General features: G+C 60.7%; 18 protein-coding genes and 2 pseudogenes. 2 read left to right on the top strand and 18 right to left on the bottom strand.

All coding sequences use genetic code 11. The annotated features are described in order from the left end of the window. Nucleotides 1-185: 185 nt before the first annotated feature. The 6 genes from speB (EN879_RS04310) to EN879_RS04285 form a co-directional block, all read right to left on the bottom strand. On the bottom strand, nt 186-1130 hold the full coding sequence (speB, locus tag EN879_RS04310; protein WP_174564978.1) for an agmatinase: 945 nt from the start codon (nt 1128-1130) through the stop codon (nt 186-188). A 60-nt stretch (nt 1131-1190) separates the two neighbouring features. Continuing rightward, nucleotides 1191-2201 (bottom strand): agmatinase family protein, encoded by a 1011-nt coding sequence (locus tag EN879_RS04305; protein WP_063170520.1) that lies wholly within the window; start codon nt 2199-2201, stop codon nt 1191-1193. 42 nt (nt 2202-2243) lie between these two features. Beyond that, nucleotides 2244-3062: an amino acid ABC transporter ATP-binding protein gene (locus EN879_RS04300; protein ID WP_063170521.1), complete on the bottom strand. Its 819-nt coding sequence runs from the start codon at nt 3060-3062 to the stop codon at nt 2244-2246. A 29-nt stretch (nt 3063-3091) separates the two neighbouring features. Beyond that, nucleotides 3092-3742, bottom strand: a complete 651-nt coding sequence (locus EN879_RS04295) for an amino acid ABC transporter permease (protein ID WP_127273957.1) — start codon at nt 3740-3742, stop codon at nt 3092-3094. A 3-nt stretch (nt 3743-3745) separates the two neighbouring features. Next, the gene (locus tag EN879_RS04290; protein WP_275955652.1) at nt 3746-4360 is read right to left on the bottom strand and encodes an amino acid ABC transporter permease; all 615 of its coding nucleotides are present in this window, start codon (nt 4358-4360) and stop codon (nt 3746-3748) included. 149 nt (nt 4361-4509) lie between these two features. Next, entirely contained in the window at nt 4510-5364 is an 855-nt protein-coding gene (locus EN879_RS04285; RefSeq protein WP_063170524.1) for a transporter substrate-binding domain-containing protein, read from the bottom strand. Between the two features lie 300 nt (nt 5365-5664). Between EN879_RS04285 and EN879_RS04280 the strand changes: the two genes are divergently transcribed. Further along, complete coding sequence (locus tag EN879_RS04280) at nt 5665-6624, top strand: LysR family transcriptional regulator (protein WP_063170525.1); 960 nt, start codon at nt 5665-5667, stop codon at nt 6622-6624. A gap of 68 nt (nt 6625-6692) precedes the next feature. Here the strand turns inward: EN879_RS04280 and EN879_RS04275 are convergent, their stop codons facing one another. From EN879_RS04275 to EN879_RS04265, 3 genes and pseudogenes are all read right to left on the bottom strand, one after another. After that, nucleotides 6693-7325, bottom strand: coding sequence for an urea carboxylase-associated family protein (locus EN879_RS04275; RefSeq protein WP_063170526.1), 633 nt, complete (start codon nt 7323-7325; stop codon nt 6693-6695). A gap of 17 nt (nt 7326-7342) precedes the next feature. After that, on the bottom strand, nt 7343-8311 hold the full coding sequence (gene speB / locus EN879_RS04270; RefSeq protein ID WP_063170527.1) for an agmatinase: 969 nt from the start codon (nt 8309-8311) through the stop codon (nt 7343-7345). Between the two features lie 293 nt (nt 8312-8604). Next, a pseudogene (locus EN879_RS04265) lies at nt 8605-9029 on the bottom strand (ABC transporter permease); the annotation flags it as partial. Between EN879_RS04265 and EN879_RS04260 the strand changes: the two are divergent. Then, nucleotides 9015-9191: pseudogene (locus EN879_RS04260) on the top strand (DUF3788 family protein); the annotation flags it as partial. The pseudogenes EN879_RS04265 and EN879_RS04260 overlap by 15 nt on opposite strands. A 543-nt stretch (nt 9192-9734) precedes the next feature. Here EN879_RS04260 and EN879_RS04255 read toward each other — a convergent pair. From EN879_RS04255 to EN879_RS04215, 9 genes are all read right to left on the bottom strand, one after another. Then, nucleotides 9735-10376 (bottom strand): HD domain-containing protein, encoded by a 642-nt coding sequence (locus EN879_RS04255; protein WP_063170529.1) that lies wholly within the window; start codon nt 10374-10376, stop codon nt 9735-9737. Nucleotides 10377-10544: 168 nt separating this feature from the next. Then, a complete protein-coding gene (locus EN879_RS04250) occupies nt 10545-11519 on the bottom strand; it encodes a GlxA family transcriptional regulator (protein ID WP_063170530.1) in 975 nt (324 codons plus the stop codon). 200 nt (nt 11520-11719) lie between these two features. Continuing rightward, nucleotides 11720-12142 carry a cupin domain-containing protein gene (locus EN879_RS04245; protein ID WP_063170863.1) on the bottom strand — a complete coding sequence of 141 codons (423 nt, stop codon included), beginning with the start codon at nt 12140-12142 and terminating at the stop codon, nt 11720-11722. Nucleotides 12143-12284: 142 nt separating this feature from the next. Next, nucleotides 12285-12443 carry a hypothetical protein gene (locus tag EN879_RS38845; protein ID WP_164774312.1) on the bottom strand — a complete coding sequence of 53 codons (159 nt, stop codon included), beginning with the start codon at nt 12441-12443 and terminating at the stop codon, nt 12285-12287. Between the two features lie 273 nt (nt 12444-12716). Further along, nucleotides 12717-13382, bottom strand: coding sequence for an HD domain-containing protein (locus tag EN879_RS04240; protein WP_063170531.1), 666 nt, complete (start codon nt 13380-13382; stop codon nt 12717-12719). 75 nt (nt 13383-13457) lie between these two features. Next, nucleotides 13458-14447 (bottom strand): NADP-dependent oxidoreductase, encoded by a 990-nt coding sequence (locus EN879_RS04235; protein WP_127224675.1) that lies wholly within the window; start codon nt 14445-14447, stop codon nt 13458-13460. A gap of 504 nt (nt 14448-14951) precedes the next feature. Beyond that, complete coding sequence (locus EN879_RS04230) at nt 14952-15197, bottom strand: hypothetical protein (protein ID WP_063170534.1); 246 nt, start codon at nt 15195-15197, stop codon at nt 14952-14954. 734 nt (nt 15198-15931) lie between these two features. Further along, nucleotides 15932-17431: an aldehyde dehydrogenase family protein gene (locus tag EN879_RS04220; protein ID WP_063170535.1), complete on the bottom strand. Its 1500-nt coding sequence runs from the start codon at nt 17429-17431 to the stop codon at nt 15932-15934. A 79-nt stretch (nt 17432-17510) separates the two neighbouring features. Then, nucleotides 17511-18188: oligopeptide/dipeptide ABC transporter ATP-binding protein (locus EN879_RS04215; protein ID WP_164774311.1), on the bottom strand; the 678-nt coding region annotated here is incomplete at its 5' end.

Here is an 18188-nt window from a genome sequence, read left to right as displayed (position 1 = left end):
GCTGTGTTATGGCGTCATCGACCTGTCGCGCGAGCGCTTCACCAAGAACCTTTGGACGGAACGTGAATCCGCTGAGCAGCGGTTCCGATCGAATGGCAATCTGGCTTGCCTATAAAGCAACATTTCCTATCTGCGATGATGCCAACTCCCTGATATGACCGAAAAGACAATGTCCGTGCATGGTCTCATTGAGCCAGCATCTGGACCGTCATTACGCAGAGAAGCTCAAACAGGAGGGTGGCACCGGTCAGCGCGGTGACGCCTGAAGGATCGAGCGGAGGCGAAACTTCGACCAGATCGGCGCCGATGATGTCGACGCCGGCCAGCGCGCGGACCATCTTCTGGGCCTCGCGCGTCGTGATGCCGCCGATCTCGGGGGTGCCGGTGCCGGGGGCAAAAGACGGATCGAGCGCGTCGATGTCGAACGAGACGTAGGCCGGCGCCTCACCGACGATCGAGCGTGCCTCGGCCATCACCGCGTCCACGCCGCGCTCCATGAATTCCTCGATGACGATGATGCGGATGCCGGCCTCGCGGGCGAAATCGTAGTTCTCTGCATCGGAGATTGCACCTCTGATGCCGATCTGGACCATGCGCTTCGGATCCAGCAGGCCCTCCTCGACGGCACGACGGAAGGGGGTGCCGTGGTTGTAGCGGTTGCCGAAGAACTCGTCATAGGTGTCGGAATGGGCATCGAAGTGGATGAGGCCGGCTGGCTCCTTGGCGATGCCGCGCAGGATGGGCAGCGTGATTAGATGATCGCCGCCGACAACCAGCGGCCGGGCACCTGCGCGGTGGACGTTTTTGAAGAAGGCGCTGATCGTGTCCAGCGAGCCGGGCAGGTCGAGCGGGTTTACGATCACGTCGCCGCAGTCGCCGGTACGCACCTGTTCGAACGGCGAGAGGCCCGTGACATGGTGGACGCGCCGCACTAGGCTGGATTGGTTGCGGATTTCGCGCGGCCCATGACGCGCGCCCGGCCGGTTGGTGGTGCCGCCGTCGAAGGGAACGCCAATCAGGGCGATGTCGACCTGCTCCGGACGCGCCATAGGCAGGCGCATGAAGGTCGAAGGGCCGGCAAAACGTGGAACGCTGCCTGAATCTAGTGGCTGGAAATCTGCAATGCTCATGGTCTTGTGTCCTGTTGGTGCATCGGGTCACTCGACCGCGAGGCTTTCCGAAGGGTGATGCTATTTCTGTTGCGCGTCGGTCTTGTGGGCGTCGCGCCAGGCGTCCTGCCGGCCGGCGCGCTTGGCCGCGAGGCAGAACAGGGCCTCCGCCAGAAGCCGGCCAGCCAGGATGCTGGTGGTGCCGCTGCTGGCATCGAAGTCCGGCGATACCTCCACCAGGTCGAATCCAGCAAAGCCGTCGCGGGCCGCGATCCTCACGCCGCGAATGATTTCGCGCGAGGTGAGGCCACCCGGTTCCGGGCTGTTGGTCGCCGGTGCGAAGGCGGGGTCGACGCCGTCGATGTCGAGGCTGATATAGAGGTGCGCGCCGTCGGCGCTGGCGATGGTGCGCGCGCGTTCAGCAACTGTTTCGATGCCGAGGCGCTCCACCTCCTCCATGGAAAACACGGTGATGCCCAACTTGCGGTAGAGCGGTGTCCATTCGGGCAGGTTGCGGGGGCCTCGCGCGCCGATGACGACGATGCGGCGGGGGTCCACCTTGTCGAGTTCGGCAATGCGCAGCAGGGGCGAGGCGCGAGTGAGGCGGTCGCCGCCGAAGGATTCGCTGAGATCTAGGTGGGTGTCGAAGACGATGAGTCCGACGGGGGTGTCGCCGGCATCGGCGACGGCGCGCACCGCCGGGTAGCTGATGCCATGGTCGCCACCGATGGTCAGCGGCACCGCCCCGTTGGCCAGCACCGCACCAAGCCGCGCTTTGAGGCGGGCGTAGCTGGCGGCATTATCGCCCGGCACGACATCGATGTCGCCGGCGTCGGCTACAGTGATATGCGCCAGCATGTCGAGGTCCCAGTCGAAGCTGTAGCTGCCGTAGAGGAGCGAGTATTTGCGGATTTCCTGCGGCGCGCGGCGTGTCGCGCCGCCGCGAAATGTGGCGATGCCGTCATAGGGCATCCCCACCACCACGGCGTCGGCCGAAAGGCCGGCCAGGTCGCGAACATGGGGAAACGCCATGAATGGCGGCACGTCACCATACATGCGGGGAACGCCCGCTGGGCTCAGGGCTTCGTTCATGGATGCGGTCCTCCGTCTTGTCTTGTCGATGGTGTCGCTGGCCTAGCGGCCGGCGACGGACTCGTTCTGGAAGAGCATGTTGCGCTGTCTCCAGGTGTCGAGGAATTCCCGCAGGCGCGGGCTTTGCGGATCGTTGAAGAGTTTGGCAGGAGGGCCCTGCTCGACCACCTTGCCGCAGTCCATGAAGACGACGCGGTCGGCGACTTGGGCAGCAAAGCCCATCTCATGCGTCACCACCACCATGGTGATGCCCTCGACAGCCAGTTGCTTCATGGTGTCGAGCACCTCGCCCACGAGTTGGGGATCGAGCGCCGAAGTCGGCTCGTCGAATAGGATCACATGTGGTTCCATGGCGAGCGCGCGGGCGATGCCGACGCGCTGTTGCTGGCCGCCTGAAAGCTGCGAGGGATAGCGCTCGGCGAAATCCGCGAGGCCGACCTTGGCCAGCGCCCGGCGTCCGCTGTCCTTCGCCTTGGCGACGGGGGTGCGCTTGGAAAGGCGTAGGCCCAGCGTCACGTTGTCCAGCACGGTCATGTGCGGCCAGAGGTTGAAGTGCTGGAACACCATGCCGACATTGCGGCGCACGGCATCGATGTTCTGTTCGCTCTCGCGCACCAGTCCCCCGGCGCCGCGCTTGTAGCCGAGCAGCCGGCCCTCGATCTCGATCTCGCCGCTCGTATAGTCCTCAAGGAAGCTAGCGCAGCGCAACAGGGTGCTCTTGCCTGATCCCGAGGGGCCGATGATGCAGACGACCTCGGAGAGATTGATGTCGAGCGATATCCCAGACAAGGCCGCGAACGTGCCGAAATCCTTGGTCAGGTTCCGTATCTTGATGACGGGCTCGGTGGTTTCAGTGGCCATCGTTTGTTCCCAATTGGTGGTTGAGCGGCCTAGAACCGCACCCGGCGCTCAACGTATTTGCCGAGCTGCGCGACTACCTCGACCAGCAGCCAGTAGAGCAGGGCAGCGGCGAGATAGGGTTCGATGACCGCATAGGTCTCGTTGACGAACTGCGTCGTGTTTTTGGTCAGCTCGGCGACGGTGATGATGGACAGCACCGCGGATTCCTTGATGAGGATGATGATCTGGTTGACCGTCGGCGGGGTGATCATGACCAGCATCTGCGGCAACTTGATATGGCGGATGATCTGCGTGCCGGTCAGCCCCGCCATGCGCGCGGCCTCGATCTGGCCCTTGGGGATCGACTGGAAACCGGAGCGGAAGATTTCCGCGAAATAGGCGGCCCCGTAGAAGCCGAGGCCGAAAACGCCGACTGCTTCGGCACTCAGCCTGAGGCCGATACGCGGGCCGCCATAATAGAGCACGAACAGCAGGATCAGGATCGGCAGGCCGCGCATGATCTCGATATAGGCGCGAACGGCCCAGCGCAACGGCGTGAACTGCGTGCTGTCGAGGCAGGCGAGCAACAGGCCGACAGCCAGTCCGAGGGCAGCAGCCAGCGCGCAGATCCAGGCCGTCGTCGCCAGTCCGGCCAGCATCAGCGGCCCATATTGCAGCCACAGGTCGAAGAACTGCGTCATGGCTCAGGCCCTCCGCGCTAGTCGCTGCTCGGCCATGCGACCGAGCAGCGACAGGAGGAAATTGATGACGATGTAGATGATGGCGGCGGCGATGTAGATTTCGAACGGGCGGTAGGTGGTCGCGACGATCTGCTGGCTCACCCGCATCAGTTCCGTCACCGCGATAACGGAAACCAGCGAGGAATTTTTCAGAATGCTGATGGTCTCGTTGACCAGCGAGGGAATGACGAGACGCAGTATCTGGGGGACGAGAATGTGCTGGCGCGCCGCCCATTTGCGTATGCCCACCATGCGTGCCGCTTCCAATTGCCCCCGCGGAATGGCCAAAAGCCCGCCGCGAAATATCTCGGCCTGGAACGCGATCGTGTTGAGGGTCAGCGCGATGATAGCGGCAAGGATAGGAGCCACGTTGATGCCGATGAGCGGCAGCAGATAGTATATGATCAGCAACTGCACTAGGATGGGTGTGCCGCGCCACACGCTTTGATAGATGCGCGAAAAGCGGCGCAGCCATATCTTCTTCGAGGTGACCCCGAAGCAAAGAACGAGGCCGAGCGGCATGCCGAGAATGATGGCGACGCCCGACACCAGAATCGTCATGCCCGCCCCCCAGAGCATGATGGGCAGATTGTCCCGGATGAGGGCGAGCATTGCCACGTGGTCAGACCTTATGGACTTGAGGCCAGGCGTGCAGCCTGGACGTTTTTCGCAGGCGAGGCTGGGAAGCCTCGCCGTTTATCCGGGTGCTGTGAGCCCATGCCGGCTTGTCAGCTCTTAGGTTCGGGCAGGGCATCCGTCGGCAGTTTCATGGTGAAGCCGAACCACTTCTCCTGAAGCTTGGCCATGGTTCCATCGGCGGCGAGCTTGCGGAACTGGTTGTCGATGAAGTCGGCAAGCGCCTTGCTGTCGTCATCCTTGCGGAAGGCCCAGCTGAAATAGGTCGGCTCCCCGAACGTCGTGCGGATGGTTTCGAAGGCGTCGCCGCGCTGCGTCTGCAGGTAAAGCAGATTGGGCAGGGAATTCACCACGGCATCGGTACGGCCGGCAGCCAGGTCGGCATAGGCCTCATTGAAGTCGACATAGGTCTGGATGTTGGCGATCGGCGCCATGCCTTTTGCCTTGAGTGCCTCGGAAAAGGCCTCGGTGCCCTTGAGCTGTGCCGAGCCGGCCTGCGTGCCAACATTCTTGCCGCTCAGGTCTTCGGGCGTGTTTAGCGACGTATCGCCCTCGCGCTTGACGTAGGAGAACGACGCGTCGGCGATCGGCAGAGACAGCCTGTAGGTATCGTAACGCTGTTTGTTGACGGTGACGGACGTTATGATGGCGTCGAATTTTTCGGTCTGGAGGCCCGGCAGCAAGCCCTGAAACGGCAGGTCGAGCCGGTTCACCTTCACGTCCGGTAGCGCCTTCATGACTTCTTCGAAGAGGTCGACGCCATAGCCGACGACCTTGCCGTTATCGACATATTCGAATGGTGGGTAGCGCGCCTCGGACGCGATGGTGATCTCGCCCTTCTCCTTGATCCGATCCAGAAGATCGGCGGCTGTGGCGATGCTCGCCACAGCGAGCGAGAGTGACGCGGCCAGCAGTATCGAAGTGCACAGTTTCAGAGCGGATCGCATGACTTCCTCCAGCTTCGTATGTTCTCGTTTATTATGGATTATTTGGAGTCCGAGGCTTCTGTAAGCGCTCAGGAATCTCACATGCGTGACGAGCCTCAAACCTCCAAGTCGCCGGCCGACTGCGTTGCCGGCCCGGTTGTTGAACTTCCCAGCGGCAGGACGGCACGCCGCCATCTGGTAGGGCAGCATGGCAGGATTGAATCTTTGATAAACATGGAATGAATAGACTATACATCGAAATTGGCGATGTAAGGCTGATGCCGGACACCGCCTGCACAGGTTCGGGGAGGAGTGTCAGAATTGCGTCTGTCGGTAGCCGATATCCGTGCGCTCAGGGTTTTCCGTTCCGTGGTCGAACATGGCGGATTCACTGGAGCGCAGCTTGCCTTGGCGATGAGCCAGTCGACGATCAGTTTCCAGATCAATGCGCTGGAGGAGCGGTTGGGGTTTTCGCTGTGCCAGCGCGGCAGACGGGGCTTCGAACTGACCGACAGGGGCAGCGCTGTTTATGAATATTCCCATTCGCTGACATCCGCGCTGTCGGCGTTCGAGATGCAATTGGGGGAATTGCGCTCCAAGGCGACGGGCGTGCTGCGCGTCGGGATCGTCGATGCGACCGTTACCGATTCAAACCTTGGCCTCGATGACGTCATTCACCAGTTCATCAAGAAGGCCAGCGAAGTCGATCTGCGCATCACCATAGGCTCGCCCGAGCAGCTGATCGCGGACACCGCCAAGGGCGGGATCGATTTCGCGATCTCCCCGCGCATCAAATTGCTGCCCGGCTATTCGCAAACTGAGTTCCATCATGAAAGGAACTCGCTCTATTGCAGCGAGCGTCACCCGCTGTTTTCCCGCAAGCTGGTGACAAAGGCCGATGTGGAGGCATCGCAGATGGTGGTGCGGCCCTATGCCAACAAGTCGGAACTGCAGCATTTTCCCAACGCGCATGTCGGCGCCTATGCCTCGAATATCGAGGCGCAGGCGATGTATATCCTGAGCGGCCACTTCGTCGGCTATCTGCCGGATCACATGACCGTCACGTTTAGACAGAACGACCGGCTGAAGGCGCTGCTGGTACCCGAGGCACAGATACGCTCGCCCTTCGTCATCATCGCGCCAAAGCACAAGAAGGCGTCGCTGTCGGAGCGGATTTTTGTCCAGGAACTGCGCAAAAGGGTGGGGAATGCCGAAAAAACTGCCGGTAAAGGGCAACCGACTGAAGCGAAAAAGCCGCTTCCCAAGATACGCGGCGTGTAAAAACTTCTTTACGCATCAATCCCGAAAGGGGGGGGCGCTTTTCGGGATCAATGGTCTGAGCGCGGTGCTTAAAGGCGCGGCGCCTTGGCGTCGATTCGGTAGTGCGCTTCGGTTGGAACGCAGTCTTCCCCGTTCACCGGAATGAGGTCCTGCGGGCAGGCCGAGAACGCGATGATCAAATCCATTTCCGCGCGCATCGACACATAGGAGCCCGGTCCCGACACCGGTGCCTCGAACGAGACCGAACCGTCTTTGCGGACGGGAATGTTCATGAACAGGTTGAGGGGCGAAGGGGTTTCGGATGACGTCAGCCCGAGCGCGCCGAGAGCGGCCGCCAGGTTGTCAGTGCAGTTGTCATGGTGGCCGACATGGCCCAACTGCTGGTAGCGATAGCGGTCGCAGGCGGCGATCAGCGTATCGTGCACGCCGCCCGACGTATCCTGGATCAGGGTCAGCATCGGACGCCGCTTGTTACTGCGCAGCGTGTCGCCGTTCTGGGGATTCACCTTGAGCATGCCGCCACGGCTGTGCTCCATCGACATGAATTCCGCGATGTCGTCGGCGCAGAAGGCCCAGGTGTCCACCACCTGGGTGCCATGGGTGTTGATGACGGTGATCACCTGGCCTTGGGCAACGGGCGCCGCCACGCCCTTGCGGGCGGGAATGAGTTGAACCTGACCGTCACTGGCGTTCGTTGGCATCGTTGTGTTCCTTCCGTTCAGCGTCCGCGCGCTTCGCGTTCGACGAAGATGTAGCCGAGAAAATTTAGGAGCACCTGTGCTGCGAGAAAGCCGGTGATGCCCGAAGGGTCGTAGGCCGGGGCGACCTCGACGAGGTCGATGCCGACCACGTCGCCGCGCTTCACTAGGCCCTGGAGCATTTCCATTACTTCATAATACAGGAAGCCGCCATGGCTGGGCGTGCCGGTGCCCGGCGCAATCGATGGATCGAAGCCGTCGATGTCGATCGTCACATAGTAGCGCGCGCGCTCCGGGATGGTTGCCAGCACGCCTTCGACGCCGAGCTTGCGCGCCTGGCGGACGGAAAGGATGGTCGAGCCGCGCTGGCGTGCGTCTTCGTAGCCGTCGCGGGCCGTAGAGGAGACGTTGCGGATGCCGAGCTGGCTGAGGCCGCTGACATGCGACTGTTCGGCCGCTCGGCGCATCGGGTTGCCGTGGCCTTCGCGTACGCCGTGACGCACGTCGACAAAGTCGAGATGGGCGTCGATCTGCACGATATGGATAGGGCCATGTTCGCTGAACGCCCGGACGCAGGGGATGTTGATGGCATGGTCGCCGCCCAGAACGACGGGCAACGCGCCTCGTTCGAGAATCTTGCGGACCGCCTTTGCCGTATTGGCGTGGCTGGTGACGGTATCGGTGTGCACAATATCCGCATCGCCGATGTCGACGATCCGCACCTTGTCAAGCGGCAGATAGGTCTGGTCGTCCTCATGGTCGTAGGCGCCGCCATGGCCGAAGGAAAACAGCGTCGACGCCTCGCGGATGGCGCGCGGCCCGAAGCGCGCGCCGGAGCGGTACTGCGTGCCCATGTCGAAGGGAACACCCAGCACCGCCACATCGGCATCGATCTTGTCCCAATCCAGGCAGATCGGCCGTTTACCGAAGGTGCTAAGTCCTACGAAGGGGAGATCGAGCCGTCCGCCCTCATACCCGTGTCCAGACATCGAAACTCTCCCTGCTTGGATAAGCTTCAGGCCATCCGGTGACGACCTTCGACATGAGCCGAAGCGCCAGGGTGGGGTGAAGCACGACAGGCCTGCGGTCTGTCTGTCTCGTGGCTAGCAGGTGCAGCCACTCCTATCTATCACGAGTATCGGGCGTTCATATCGATTTAATCGGATCATGCCGCCTGCCTCAGCGAGACCGCGTCAGCCATTCGCGCCATCATCATCTCAGCTTGTGGCGCAACTGCTGACAACCGATTTGGGGTGTGGGCATCGGAGATCACTCGCCGACGTCAACTGTCCTCGAACTGTGGCGTGAGCGTGTCGTTCAGCCCGTCGCCCAAGAGGTTGAAGCCGAGCACGACGGCGATGATCGCAGTCCCGGCCAGACCGTCATCCACGGGGCCTCACTCAGGAACTGTCTGCGCCGGCTGGCGCCGGCGGAGCCCGAGAAAGGCAAGGCTGCCCTCGGCGAGGACGGCGACCGCCATGGTGATGGTGATTTGGACGACGATTGGAGCCAGCACCTTGGGCAGAACATGTGCGAGGATGATGTTGCGGTCGCGCGAGCCGAGCGCGCGCGCCGCGGTGATGTAGTCCTCGTTCTTGATCGACAGCACTTGGCCTCGCGTCAGCCTAATGAAAACCGGCGTGGCCGAGACGCCGATGGCGATCATTGCGTTCTGAAGGCTTGCCCGAGAAACGCCGCCAGCGCGAGGAGCGGCGTTATGTCTGGCGTCCGCAATTGGTCAAGCTCTACGACGAAGCCAAAACATACATCGATGGAAAATGGCTGACGATTGCCATTTCATCGGCAGATGAACTGCATGATGTGACGGAGCTTCTCACTATGAAGCGCCGGCCAAAGTTGCGCGGTTGAAGGCAACAAAAATCCTGGATCCGCGGCGCGCGATGGCTCCGAGGACTCCAGGCAGCGGCCTAGTCTACATCACACAGCAATTCGACATCGAGGTCGTCGTGGAAGGCTCTCGTATGGTTTGGCGAACCTAAGGACGATGAACGCGACTAATTACAGGCTGGTAGGCCGCTGAAATCGTAGCCGACGACGGCGCCGCCATCGCCGCTATCATTACCTTCGCCGAGACCGCCGATCACGGCAGCTAGGCGGTTATAGAGTAACCGCTCATACTCCTGTTCCGGCTCGCTGTAGGTGCCGTCCGCGATCTAGAGCAGACCCATACGGTCCCGGATCACTATCTCACCCCGTTATTCGGATTTTCTACGCAGAGCAGCGATCACGTCGTGCCAGGACTCTGGCAGCTCAGGCAGTAGAAGAAATTTCTTTGTTCCAGCATAGCGTCCGTCCGAAATGGTCTCGCCGCCACCGGTTTGCGGCTCAAACTGAGACGAGAAATATAGGAATGGCGCCCATTTCAGCTTCCTCGACCGGCGGCAACCAGGGTCAGCTCGGCCAAGGTGAGCCAAGGATGATCGAGCAGAAATTCTGGCGGACATAGTTCATGTCCTTCAGCGCTAGGACGTCAGCCTTCACATTTCCGAACGTCGTCAACGGCTTCTTGATGATGCCGTTGGCGAAGTGGTCTATGATGTTCTCCTTGAAGTTCGTCTCGCGCGGATGATGGACGCACACACTGTCGCGCTGCTCATGCGTGAAGTCGTGATAGGCGACGCCGAGCACGTCCATCTCCACACCGGCGGTCACCAGCCCGATTGTGGGACGCATATGCTCTGGGATGCCGGGGGTTGTGTGGAGCGCAATGGCAGTCCAGACGTCCTCGACATCACGCTCCGGCACCCCGTAGCCCTTCATGAAGTCGCGCGCGGCATTGGCGCCGTCGACCTCGAAGCGCAGGTCAGGGCTGGCATATTTCTCGGTGAGGCCCATGTCGTGGAACATGGCGCCAAGGTAAAGCAGTTCCGGATCAAATTTTAGGCCGCGGCGCTCGCCGGTCAGCGCGCCCCAGAAGAAGACGCGGCGACTGTGGTTAAAAAGCAGGTCGTCTTCGGTATCGCGCACAAGCTGTGTGGCGGCCCGCGCGATAGCGCTGTCAGGCACGCGAATTTCGGCGATGATCTCAGACATGGAAAAATCTCCTTCGTTGGGCAGCCGCCGGCGGGGCTTGTCGGCATTACGCAACAAGGCCCTGCTTCGGGCAACGAACGGGATCGTGCGGATCAGGACAGCCGTGCGTCGTTTCCTGACAAATGCCCGTCTGAGCCTTCACGTCTCAACCCGCCGTGACTTCGCGATCTATTCCGATTCCGCCCCCCGGAAGCTGGCGCGATATTGGCCGGGGGTCACGCCAATACGGCTGGTGAAAACAATCCTCATCCGGTCTGCGGATCCGAACCCGCAATTGAAGGCGACGGCTTTCAGCGGTCTGTCGCTTCCTTCCAGCATACTGCGCGCCGCATCGACGCGGGCGCGCTCGATGAACTCATGCGGTGTAATCCCCGTCGCCTGCACGAAATGCCGGGCTAGATTTCGCGGGCTCATGCCGACGACAGCAGCAAGCGACTCCAGCGTGTGGCGATCCCCGATGTTGCCCATCACGTGGTCCTGAATGCGTGCGATGGGCGATTCCAGATCGGCAGGTGCCGTAAGGTAGGGACTGAACTGCGACTGCCCGCCCTGGCGTTGGGCCACCACGACCAGCCGCTTGGCGACCTTGAGCGCCGTTTCCGCGCCGTGCTGCTGCCCGACGAGCGCCAAGCCCAAATCTATTCCCGCAGTCACACCGGCCGCGGTGATCAGCCGCCCATCGCGCACATAGATCAAGTCCGGTTCGACCCTTGCCTTGGGGAACCTGGCCGCCAGAGCCTGCGCATCCTGCCAATGGGTTGTGACGCGTCGATCATCCAGGAGGCCGGCATAGCCAAGGACAAAGGCTCCGGTGCAGATTGATCCATAAACGCTCGAGCGCCACGGCAACTCTTTGACCCACTGGACCAAGTACGGTTCCGGCTCCGTCGCCGGAGGCGTCGGCGCGCCGGCCACCAGAATGATGTCGAAGCCCCCCGCTGCCTCCTCAAAGGTCAGGTCCGCTACCAGTCGCATCCCGTTCGACGCGCGTAGTGGATTGCGGTGAGCGGCAACCAATACTGTCTCATAACGGTCGGCACTGTCCAGAAACGTGTTTGCCTCGCTGAACACGTCCATCGGCCCTGCCGCGTCCAGGGCCTGAACACCCTCATAGACAACGATCGCGACAACGTGTTTCGGCACCTCTTACGGCCTCTCCAGTCAGATGCCGTACTATGCATGTAGTTAGCACACTGCAAAAGGCCCAGTCCGGTCTGTTAATCAACCAACCGAAATGTCCGTGCGTCAGGAACTGGACTTAATTGGTCGATTTTCCAGCCGATACCGGACGATCTATACCGGCCAAAAAAGTCGTCGCGGCGACAGGCGAGTTTGTCGCGCTACTATTGTGATCCTGCCGCCTTGTCAGGCGTCGTCAAGGGCTTGTCCTTCGAGTCCAAAACGAAGAGCGCCAATAGGCTGGCTGGCTCGGTCTCACTCGCGTTCTCGCTGATGCGGTGATGTGAGCCCGGCATTTCGTAGAAGCCTTCACCTGCATGATAGATCTTCGCCGGCTCATCGCCGACTTGGCTGCGGATAGCCCCGGAGAGCACGTAGGCGTAAATAAATGCCGAGGCTGCGTGGTGATGAGCGAGCGATTTGCCTCCCGGAGGATAAGTCACGGTCACAGCAACTATTCTCGTTCCTTCGACATTCGGCAGTGAGTGCTCGAAGGCCATTCTCACCTGCTCCCGGTCCTGTGCCATCACGGGCGAAGCTCCCAGAGCGATCGCCGTTGCTATCAGTGGGACGGAGGCCGTTCGCATTGCTCTTGACAGCGCACTAATCCGATTGGCAGATCCATTGATCAACATCATCGCACTTTTTCTTTAATGTCTCACGCTTGGTTCAAACAAGACCCAGGGCCGAACTGATTGTCACCGCTACGGTTCACGTCCGAAGCCATCGTCACGATATCACGGTCGCTTTAACCTGCTTCTTTCCTTGAGCAGCATAGAGAGCAGAGCCGCCAGACTGATCCCGCAGCCCCCAGCCGATCCGCTCCGTCGCGCCGCCGGCAATGACCTGAGCACCCGCAGCGGCATCCAATACGCTCAGGGCGCCCATTCTGGCGCCAGCGCCACCAGCGGCTTGCTGCCCGGTTATCAGCCCCCAGCGGGCCAGTCGCCAAAAGCCGGACCGGCATTGCCCGGGCGGTCGGAGCGCCGCGCTGACCGAGAGGCAAGATAGGCAAGCAGCTCAATTTCCCACCAACGATTGGGGTCCGGCGCGCGGCAAATGCGCCGAGAGTTAACCACCTGGGAGAGATCAGCGATTCATCGTCGGCAGCCCGCCCGCAATCGCGATCAAGCTCCTGGAGCACGGGATACGTCCTCGTCATCATGTTGAGTTCTGCGGTGCGGAATCCGGGAACGGAGACGCGGCGATCAAGTCGCATGCGTTGGGAGTCTTAAATCCCGGCATGAAACGTTCGCAGACGGCCGCGTTAACGGTGCCATACGTCGTCGCGGGCTTATGCGCAAAGCCAGCGAAATACTCCTGGATAAAGCCCTCTTTGAAATTTGCCCGCGGGTACTTGACCACGATTTCCTCACGCAGCTCCACGGGAAACTGATCGAAGCCCACTCCGATGACATCGAGAAGAACACCTGAGTTGAGTAGCGCTACTTCGGCGCCCATATATCGGGGAATGCCGGGGGTGGTGTGCAGCGCGATTGCTTCCCACACGGTCTGCACCTGGTCTTCAGCAATGTTGTGGACGTTTAGAAACTGTCGGGCGGCATTTGCGCCATCGACCTCAAAGCGTTCGTCTGGGCTCGAAAACTTCTTGATAAGGCCGAGATCATGAAATGCGGCCGCCACGTAGAGGAGTTCAGAGTCGAAGCGCAGTTTCCTCTGACGACCCTGCTCAGCTGCGAAAAGGTAGACGCGGATCGAGTGATTGAAGAGCAGATCGCTGGCGTGCTCGCGTAGGATATCTGTCGCCTCTTTCGCGAGCAAAGAATCGGGAATGACGAGGGCATTGGAGAGATTTAGCTTAGTCATTTGCTTGGTCCTTCAAGACTAGCTTTGGAAGTGGGCAAATCGGGGCTCGCGAGTGCAACGACGAGGCTTGATCGATCATCTCGCTCCGACATCGAGCACGATCTTTCCCTTCGGTGGAGTCCGCACGCGCTCCAACATCAAATGCGCCTCGCGCGCGTCCGCGAGCGGCAAGACCGCCCCCACCCTGGTTCTCAGTTTTCCACCGTCGACGAGACAGGCGATCTCCGCCAGGTCCTGCCTCGTGACGTTGACCAGGAAGAAGGAGGCTTCAACGCCATGGCGTTCTGCGAGTTTCTGATCCGGATTTGACACAGCCGAAATCAGCTTTCCGCCTCGACGAAGGACCTGGAACGAGCGGTTCTGCGTCTCGCCGCCGACCAGATCGATGACAGCGTCCGCGTCCCTAACCTTTTCCTCAAAGCGTTGGGTCTGGTGGTCGATGACCGTGTTTGCTCCGAGATCGCGTACGAAAGTAATGTCGTCCGTCGCTGCAGTCGCAATCGCTTGCAGGTGCGCCTCACGCGCCAATTGAACCGCATACGAGCCGACATTTCCCGCCGCCCCGTGGATCACAACCGTTTGACCGGCTTTGAGCTGCGCGTGGTAAAACAACGCCTGCCATGCCGTCACGGCAACGACAGGAACAGAGGCGGCTTCAGCATAGGTTAGCGACGTCGGCTTGTTCGACACCATCTCAGCGGAAGCCACTGCGTATTCGGCGTAGGCCCCTATAAACCGCGGATTCGTAACGCCATAAACCTGATCTCCCACACGCAGTTCTGAAACTCCGGACCCCTTGGCGACGATTTCGCCGGAGAGATCCGAGCCTAGCGTGAGAGGGAGCGGTTGCGGTAAGGCGCTCTTGCCCGCCCGGATCCAACCATCCCACGGTCCGACGCCGGCGGCTTCAACTTTGACGAGGACCTCGCCGGGGCCAGGATCAGGCCGCGGAACGCGCTCGTACTTCATGATCTCTGGTGGCCCGAACTCGTGCACGCGCCAAGCCATCATTGTTGAATGAGTTCGCTCTCCGTTATCTTGACGAACGATGCTGCTGGAAGTCATGTCATTCTCCTTGCGCTCGGCTCGTCATGACTGCTACCGCCGATGGGTGGACCTTGTTGTCGAGGACGGCCCTGTTGCACTCTCGGCCGACCTGGGGCGAAGCCTCGAATGTCACGCTCTGCGTCGGCGACTTGGCGCTCGCCGGTGACGCATCACGCCTGTTCGATGCGACTGCCGTGAAGCGGACTTTCTCGCTCGTGCCTCGGTGAGAGGTGCCACGGCAGTCGCATGGTCGCTCTCCAAGGCGATTTATCGGACGGCTTGTCCATATATCGCGCTGGACCCTGCTTTGGACAACGAACCCGATCCTGTGGATCAGGACAGTGGAACGTCGTTTCCTGACAAGGTCCATCCGAGCCTTCGGGGCAGCAGCGGTCGTTTATTTCCAACGTACGAGTTGGGCCGCGTTCGCGCATTCGACCGGCGCGGCATGCGGTGGCATAGCCTTTTGGTCGGCGCCGAGCTGCAAACTTCAAAGGCCGCTAAGTTTCCGCCACCGAGAGCTCACCAAGGCTGCAAGGACGTTCGGACGTCGACCTCGAACGACCAAGCCTTGTGGTGCTGCCGATAGAGGAAGGCGGAGCATTCCACGACGCCCTCGATATCGAGCAACCGGTCACGGCGCGAGTCGTCGTCTGGAAAGCGTCGGCGGATTTTGTGGCCGTCGACGGCACCATCGACGATGACGTGGCCGACGTGGATCCCCTCCAAACCGTATTCCTTGCCTGCGCGACCCGCCTCGGTCAGCATACCTCCGCGTGCAACGCTGCCGATCGATATGCAGGGAAGTCCGTGTAACCCACCTCGCCCCGTCGGGTGTAATAGGTTGATCGGTCCGCTTCTGCGAACGGCCAGCCATGCTCGAGATGCTCAGCAAGATCCGGCTCGATCGCATGGCATGCTGTTTCCGTCAAACATGAACTCCAGGATTTCGAGACGGTGCGGATGGCAGTAGGGGACACGGGCTTGGGCAGGTTCCACTATGGATAGTTCAAGATGACATTCGCGATGGAAAGCTGCTGACCGAACTGGATGGGATGTCCGGCGGCGAGGTGACGGTCAACGTCCTTGGGCTGCGTACAAAGGCTCTGCCGGCTAAGATAAGAGTTATCGTAGACGGTCTGGTTCAAGAGGTGCGCGAACTATGACTGCTATCGCTTAGGCGATGTCGCATTTCACATTCTATGTGTCCGATACTACTCACGCACTACCCTGCAAACACGGTCGACGGTCCGAATGGTTCGCTGCTCGGGAAATATCAGAGCCGGCGTGAATGCGTCGAAAGTCATCGCCAAGCCTGAAAAGCTTTAGCTGGCTGCCACGCCTGGCCGGGCTTTCTTCCTTTTCATGGACAATGAGCGATGCTGGTCGGGCGGCGCGACGGGTTGATAGAAGCAAAATTAGCCAATTGTCCGGTGTGATCGTTTATTTGGAGCGATAGAAATGCGACATCCCTGCCCCACAATGCCGTTTTTGGCAGCCCTTCAAAGCGACATAATCACCGACTTGGTCTCCGTGTAAAGGTTCAGCCCTTCTTGTCCCCGTTCTCTGCCCCAGCCGGATTGCTTGAAGCCGCCGGTGGGTATCGCCGCATCAACCGAACCGTGTACGTTGACCCCAATCCGGCCGGCGCGAATTCGCCGTACCATCTTGTGGGCGACGCTCAGGTCCCGCGTCCAGACACTGCCGGCAAGCCCGAAGATACTGTCATTCGCCTGCCGGGCGATCTGTTCCAGGTCGTCGTCATCGAAACTCATGGCGCACAGGACGGGACCAAAAATCTCTTCCTGCACCACCGCCATGTCGGGTCGGGTATCGGTCAGCACCGTGGGGGCAATGAAGTTGCCTTCGTTGCCGATCCGCGTGCCGCCAAACGCCACCGTTGCGCCGGCGCTCCTGCCCTGCTCGATATAGTCCATTACGCGGTTGCACTGGACCGGGGAAATGACGGGGCCCATCTGGACGCCTTCGCTGAGGCCATGGCCGACCCGGATATTCCCGGCCCGCTGGCCGATCCCATCCACGATCTGGTCAAACACTTTCTTATGGGCGAACAGTCGCGATCCCGCAGTGCAGACCTGGCCGCTATTGGCAAAAATGCCCTGCGTGACACCGGGAATGGCAACCGACATGTCAGCATCGGGAAAGACGATAACGGGCGACTTCCCTCCCAGTTCGAGCGACACTTTCTTCAAATTGCCAGCGGCGGCCCTGACGATTATACGACCGATTTCGCTGGAACCCGTAAAGGCAACCTTGTCGATCTGCGGGTGTGAGGCGATCGCCGCGCCCGCCGTCGGCCCAAAACCGGTCACGATGTTGATCACGCCAGCGGGAATGCCGGCCTCCTGGGCCAGTTCGCCGAAGCGCAGCGCTGTCAGCGGGGTCTGCTCTGCCGGCTTGAGCACGATCGTGCAGCCGGTGGCCAGCGCCGGAGCGACCTTCCAGGCCAGCATGAGCAGTGGCGCATTCCACGGAATGATCTGCCCGACGACCCCGACCGGCTCACGCACGGTGAAGGCATGGTACTTGTCCGGCGCCGAGATCGAAATGGTTTCCCCCGTGATCTTGGTCGCCCAGCCCGCCATGTAGCGGAACATATCTACGCTGAGCGCAACGTCTGAATTCCTAGCATTGGCAAGCGGCTTGCCATTGTTGAGAACCTCCAGTTCGGCCAGTTCATCGGCGTTCTGTTCCAGCAGATCCGCGAGTTTCCAGATGAGACGTCCACGCTCGCTGGGCGTGATGCGGCTCCATGGGCCTTCTTCAAAGGCCCGCCGGGCAGCTTTGACGGCCATGTCGATATCCTTGGTGTCGCCCTCCGGAACCTGCGCAATTACGCGTCCCGTGCCCGGATCATATGTGTCGAAAACCTTCCCGGACCGAGCCGGCACCCATTTTCCATCGATAAGGAGTTTTTTGTCCTGTCGTAAAAAGGACGCCGCCTTCACTCCAATTTGGAACTGCTCAGCATATGTGTTCATCGAATTCTCCATCGGTATAGGGAAGCGCCTTGCTCGGATTCGTCCAAAGGCGTCCATCTGAAGCGCCCTTTAGAGCCTGTCACTCGATCACGAAGTGGTCGGGTCCAACCACGCGAGGCTGCCGCTTCGGCGGAATGAAATCGAGCGACCGCATGGGCGACGGCAATTCGGTCACCGGCTTGCCGATCAAGCGGTGCCTGTCGGCGGTCGGCTCTGGGACCGGCACCGCCGACATCAGCTTTTGGGTATAAGGATGTTTCGGATTCCCTATCACCTCGCGGCTGGGCCCGATCTCCACGATCTCGCCAAGATACATGACAGCCACGCGGTGGCTGACACGTTCGACAATAGCCATGTCGTGACTGATGAAGAGGTATGACAGCCGTAGTTCCTCCTGCAGCTCAAGCAGCAGGTCGATCACCTGGGCCTTGACCGAAACGTCGAGCGCCGAGACGGCCTCGTCGGCTATGATGACCTTCGGGTCGAGCATCAGGGTCCGGGCGATACAAATTCTCTGGCGCTGACCGCCGGAAAACTCGTGCGGAAGACGGGTTATCATCGACGGTTCGAGGCCGACACGCTCCAGAAGATGTTTCGCCTTCTCCAAAGCCTTGGCCTTGGTCGCCAACCCATGGCATAGCAGGGGCTCTGCCAGGATTGCACCGACGTTTTGCTTCGGGTCCAGGGAACTGAAAGGATCCTGGAAGATCATCTGCACGTTGCGTCGGAGGTCCGAAAGATCGGACCTGTTGTCGCG

This window comes from Mesorhizobium sp. M7A.F.Ca.AU.002.02.1.1, from assembly GCF_003998535.1.
GTDB lineage: Bacteria > Pseudomonadota > Alphaproteobacteria > Rhizobiales > Rhizobiaceae > Mesorhizobium > Mesorhizobium ciceri.
The sequence above is the reverse complement of the archived record's forward strand: the minus strand, read 5'-3'. Positions and strand labels throughout refer to the sequence as shown.

Bases quoted from the DNA above. Each gene is read 5' to 3' on its own strand.
- EN879_RS04255 (WP_063170529.1), bottom strand. From the start codon at position 10,376: ATGTCTGAGATCATCGCCGAAATTCGCGTGCCTGACAGCGCTATCGCG.
- EN879_RS38845 (WP_164774312.1), bottom strand. From the start codon at position 12,443: ATGGGCGCCCTGAGCGTATTGGATGCCGCTGCGGGTGCTCAGGTCATT.
- speB (WP_174564978.1), bottom strand. From the start codon at position 1,130: ATGAGCATTGCAGATTTCCAGCCACTAGATTCAGGCAGCGTTCCACGT.
- EN879_RS04230 (WP_063170534.1), bottom strand. From the start codon at position 15,197: ATGCTGACCGAGGCGGGTCGCGCAGGCAAGGAATACGGTTTGGAGGGG.
- EN879_RS04300 (WP_063170521.1), bottom strand. From the start codon at position 3,062: ATGGCCACTGAAACCACCGAGCCCGTCATCAAGATACGGAACCTGACC.
- EN879_RS04220 (WP_063170535.1), bottom strand. From the start codon at position 17,431: ATGAACACATATGCTGAGCAGTTCCAAATTGGAGTGAAGGCGGCGTCC.
- EN879_RS04245 (WP_063170863.1), bottom strand. From the start codon at position 12,142: ATGCGAACGGCCTCCGTCCCACTGATAGCAACGGCGATCGCTCTGGGA.
- EN879_RS04295 (WP_127273957.1), bottom strand. From the start codon at position 3,742: ATGACGCAGTTCTTCGACCTGTGGCTGCAATATGGGCCGCTGATGCTG.
- EN879_RS04285 (WP_063170524.1), bottom strand. From the start codon at position 5,364: ATGCGATCCGCTCTGAAACTGTGCACTTCGATACTGCTGGCCGCGTCA.
- EN879_RS04240 (WP_063170531.1), bottom strand. From the start codon at position 13,382: ATGACTAAGCTAAATCTCTCCAATGCCCTCGTCATTCCCGATTCTTTG.
- EN879_RS04290 (WP_275955652.1), bottom strand. From the start codon at position 4,360: ATGCTCTGGGGGGCGGGCATGACGATTCTGGTGTCGGGCGTCGCCATC.
- EN879_RS04275 (WP_063170526.1), bottom strand. From the start codon at position 7,325: ATGCCAACGAACGCCAGTGACGGTCAGGTTCAACTCATTCCCGCCCGC.
- speB (WP_063170527.1), bottom strand. From the start codon at position 8,311: ATGTCTGGACACGGGTATGAGGGCGGACGGCTCGATCTCCCCTTCGTA.
- EN879_RS04235 (WP_127224675.1), bottom strand. From the start codon at position 14,447: ATGACTTCCAGCAGCATCGTTCGTCAAGATAACGGAGAGCGAACTCAT.
- EN879_RS04305 (WP_063170520.1), bottom strand. From the start codon at position 2,201: ATGAACGAAGCCCTGAGCCCAGCGGGCGTTCCCCGCATGTATGGTGAC.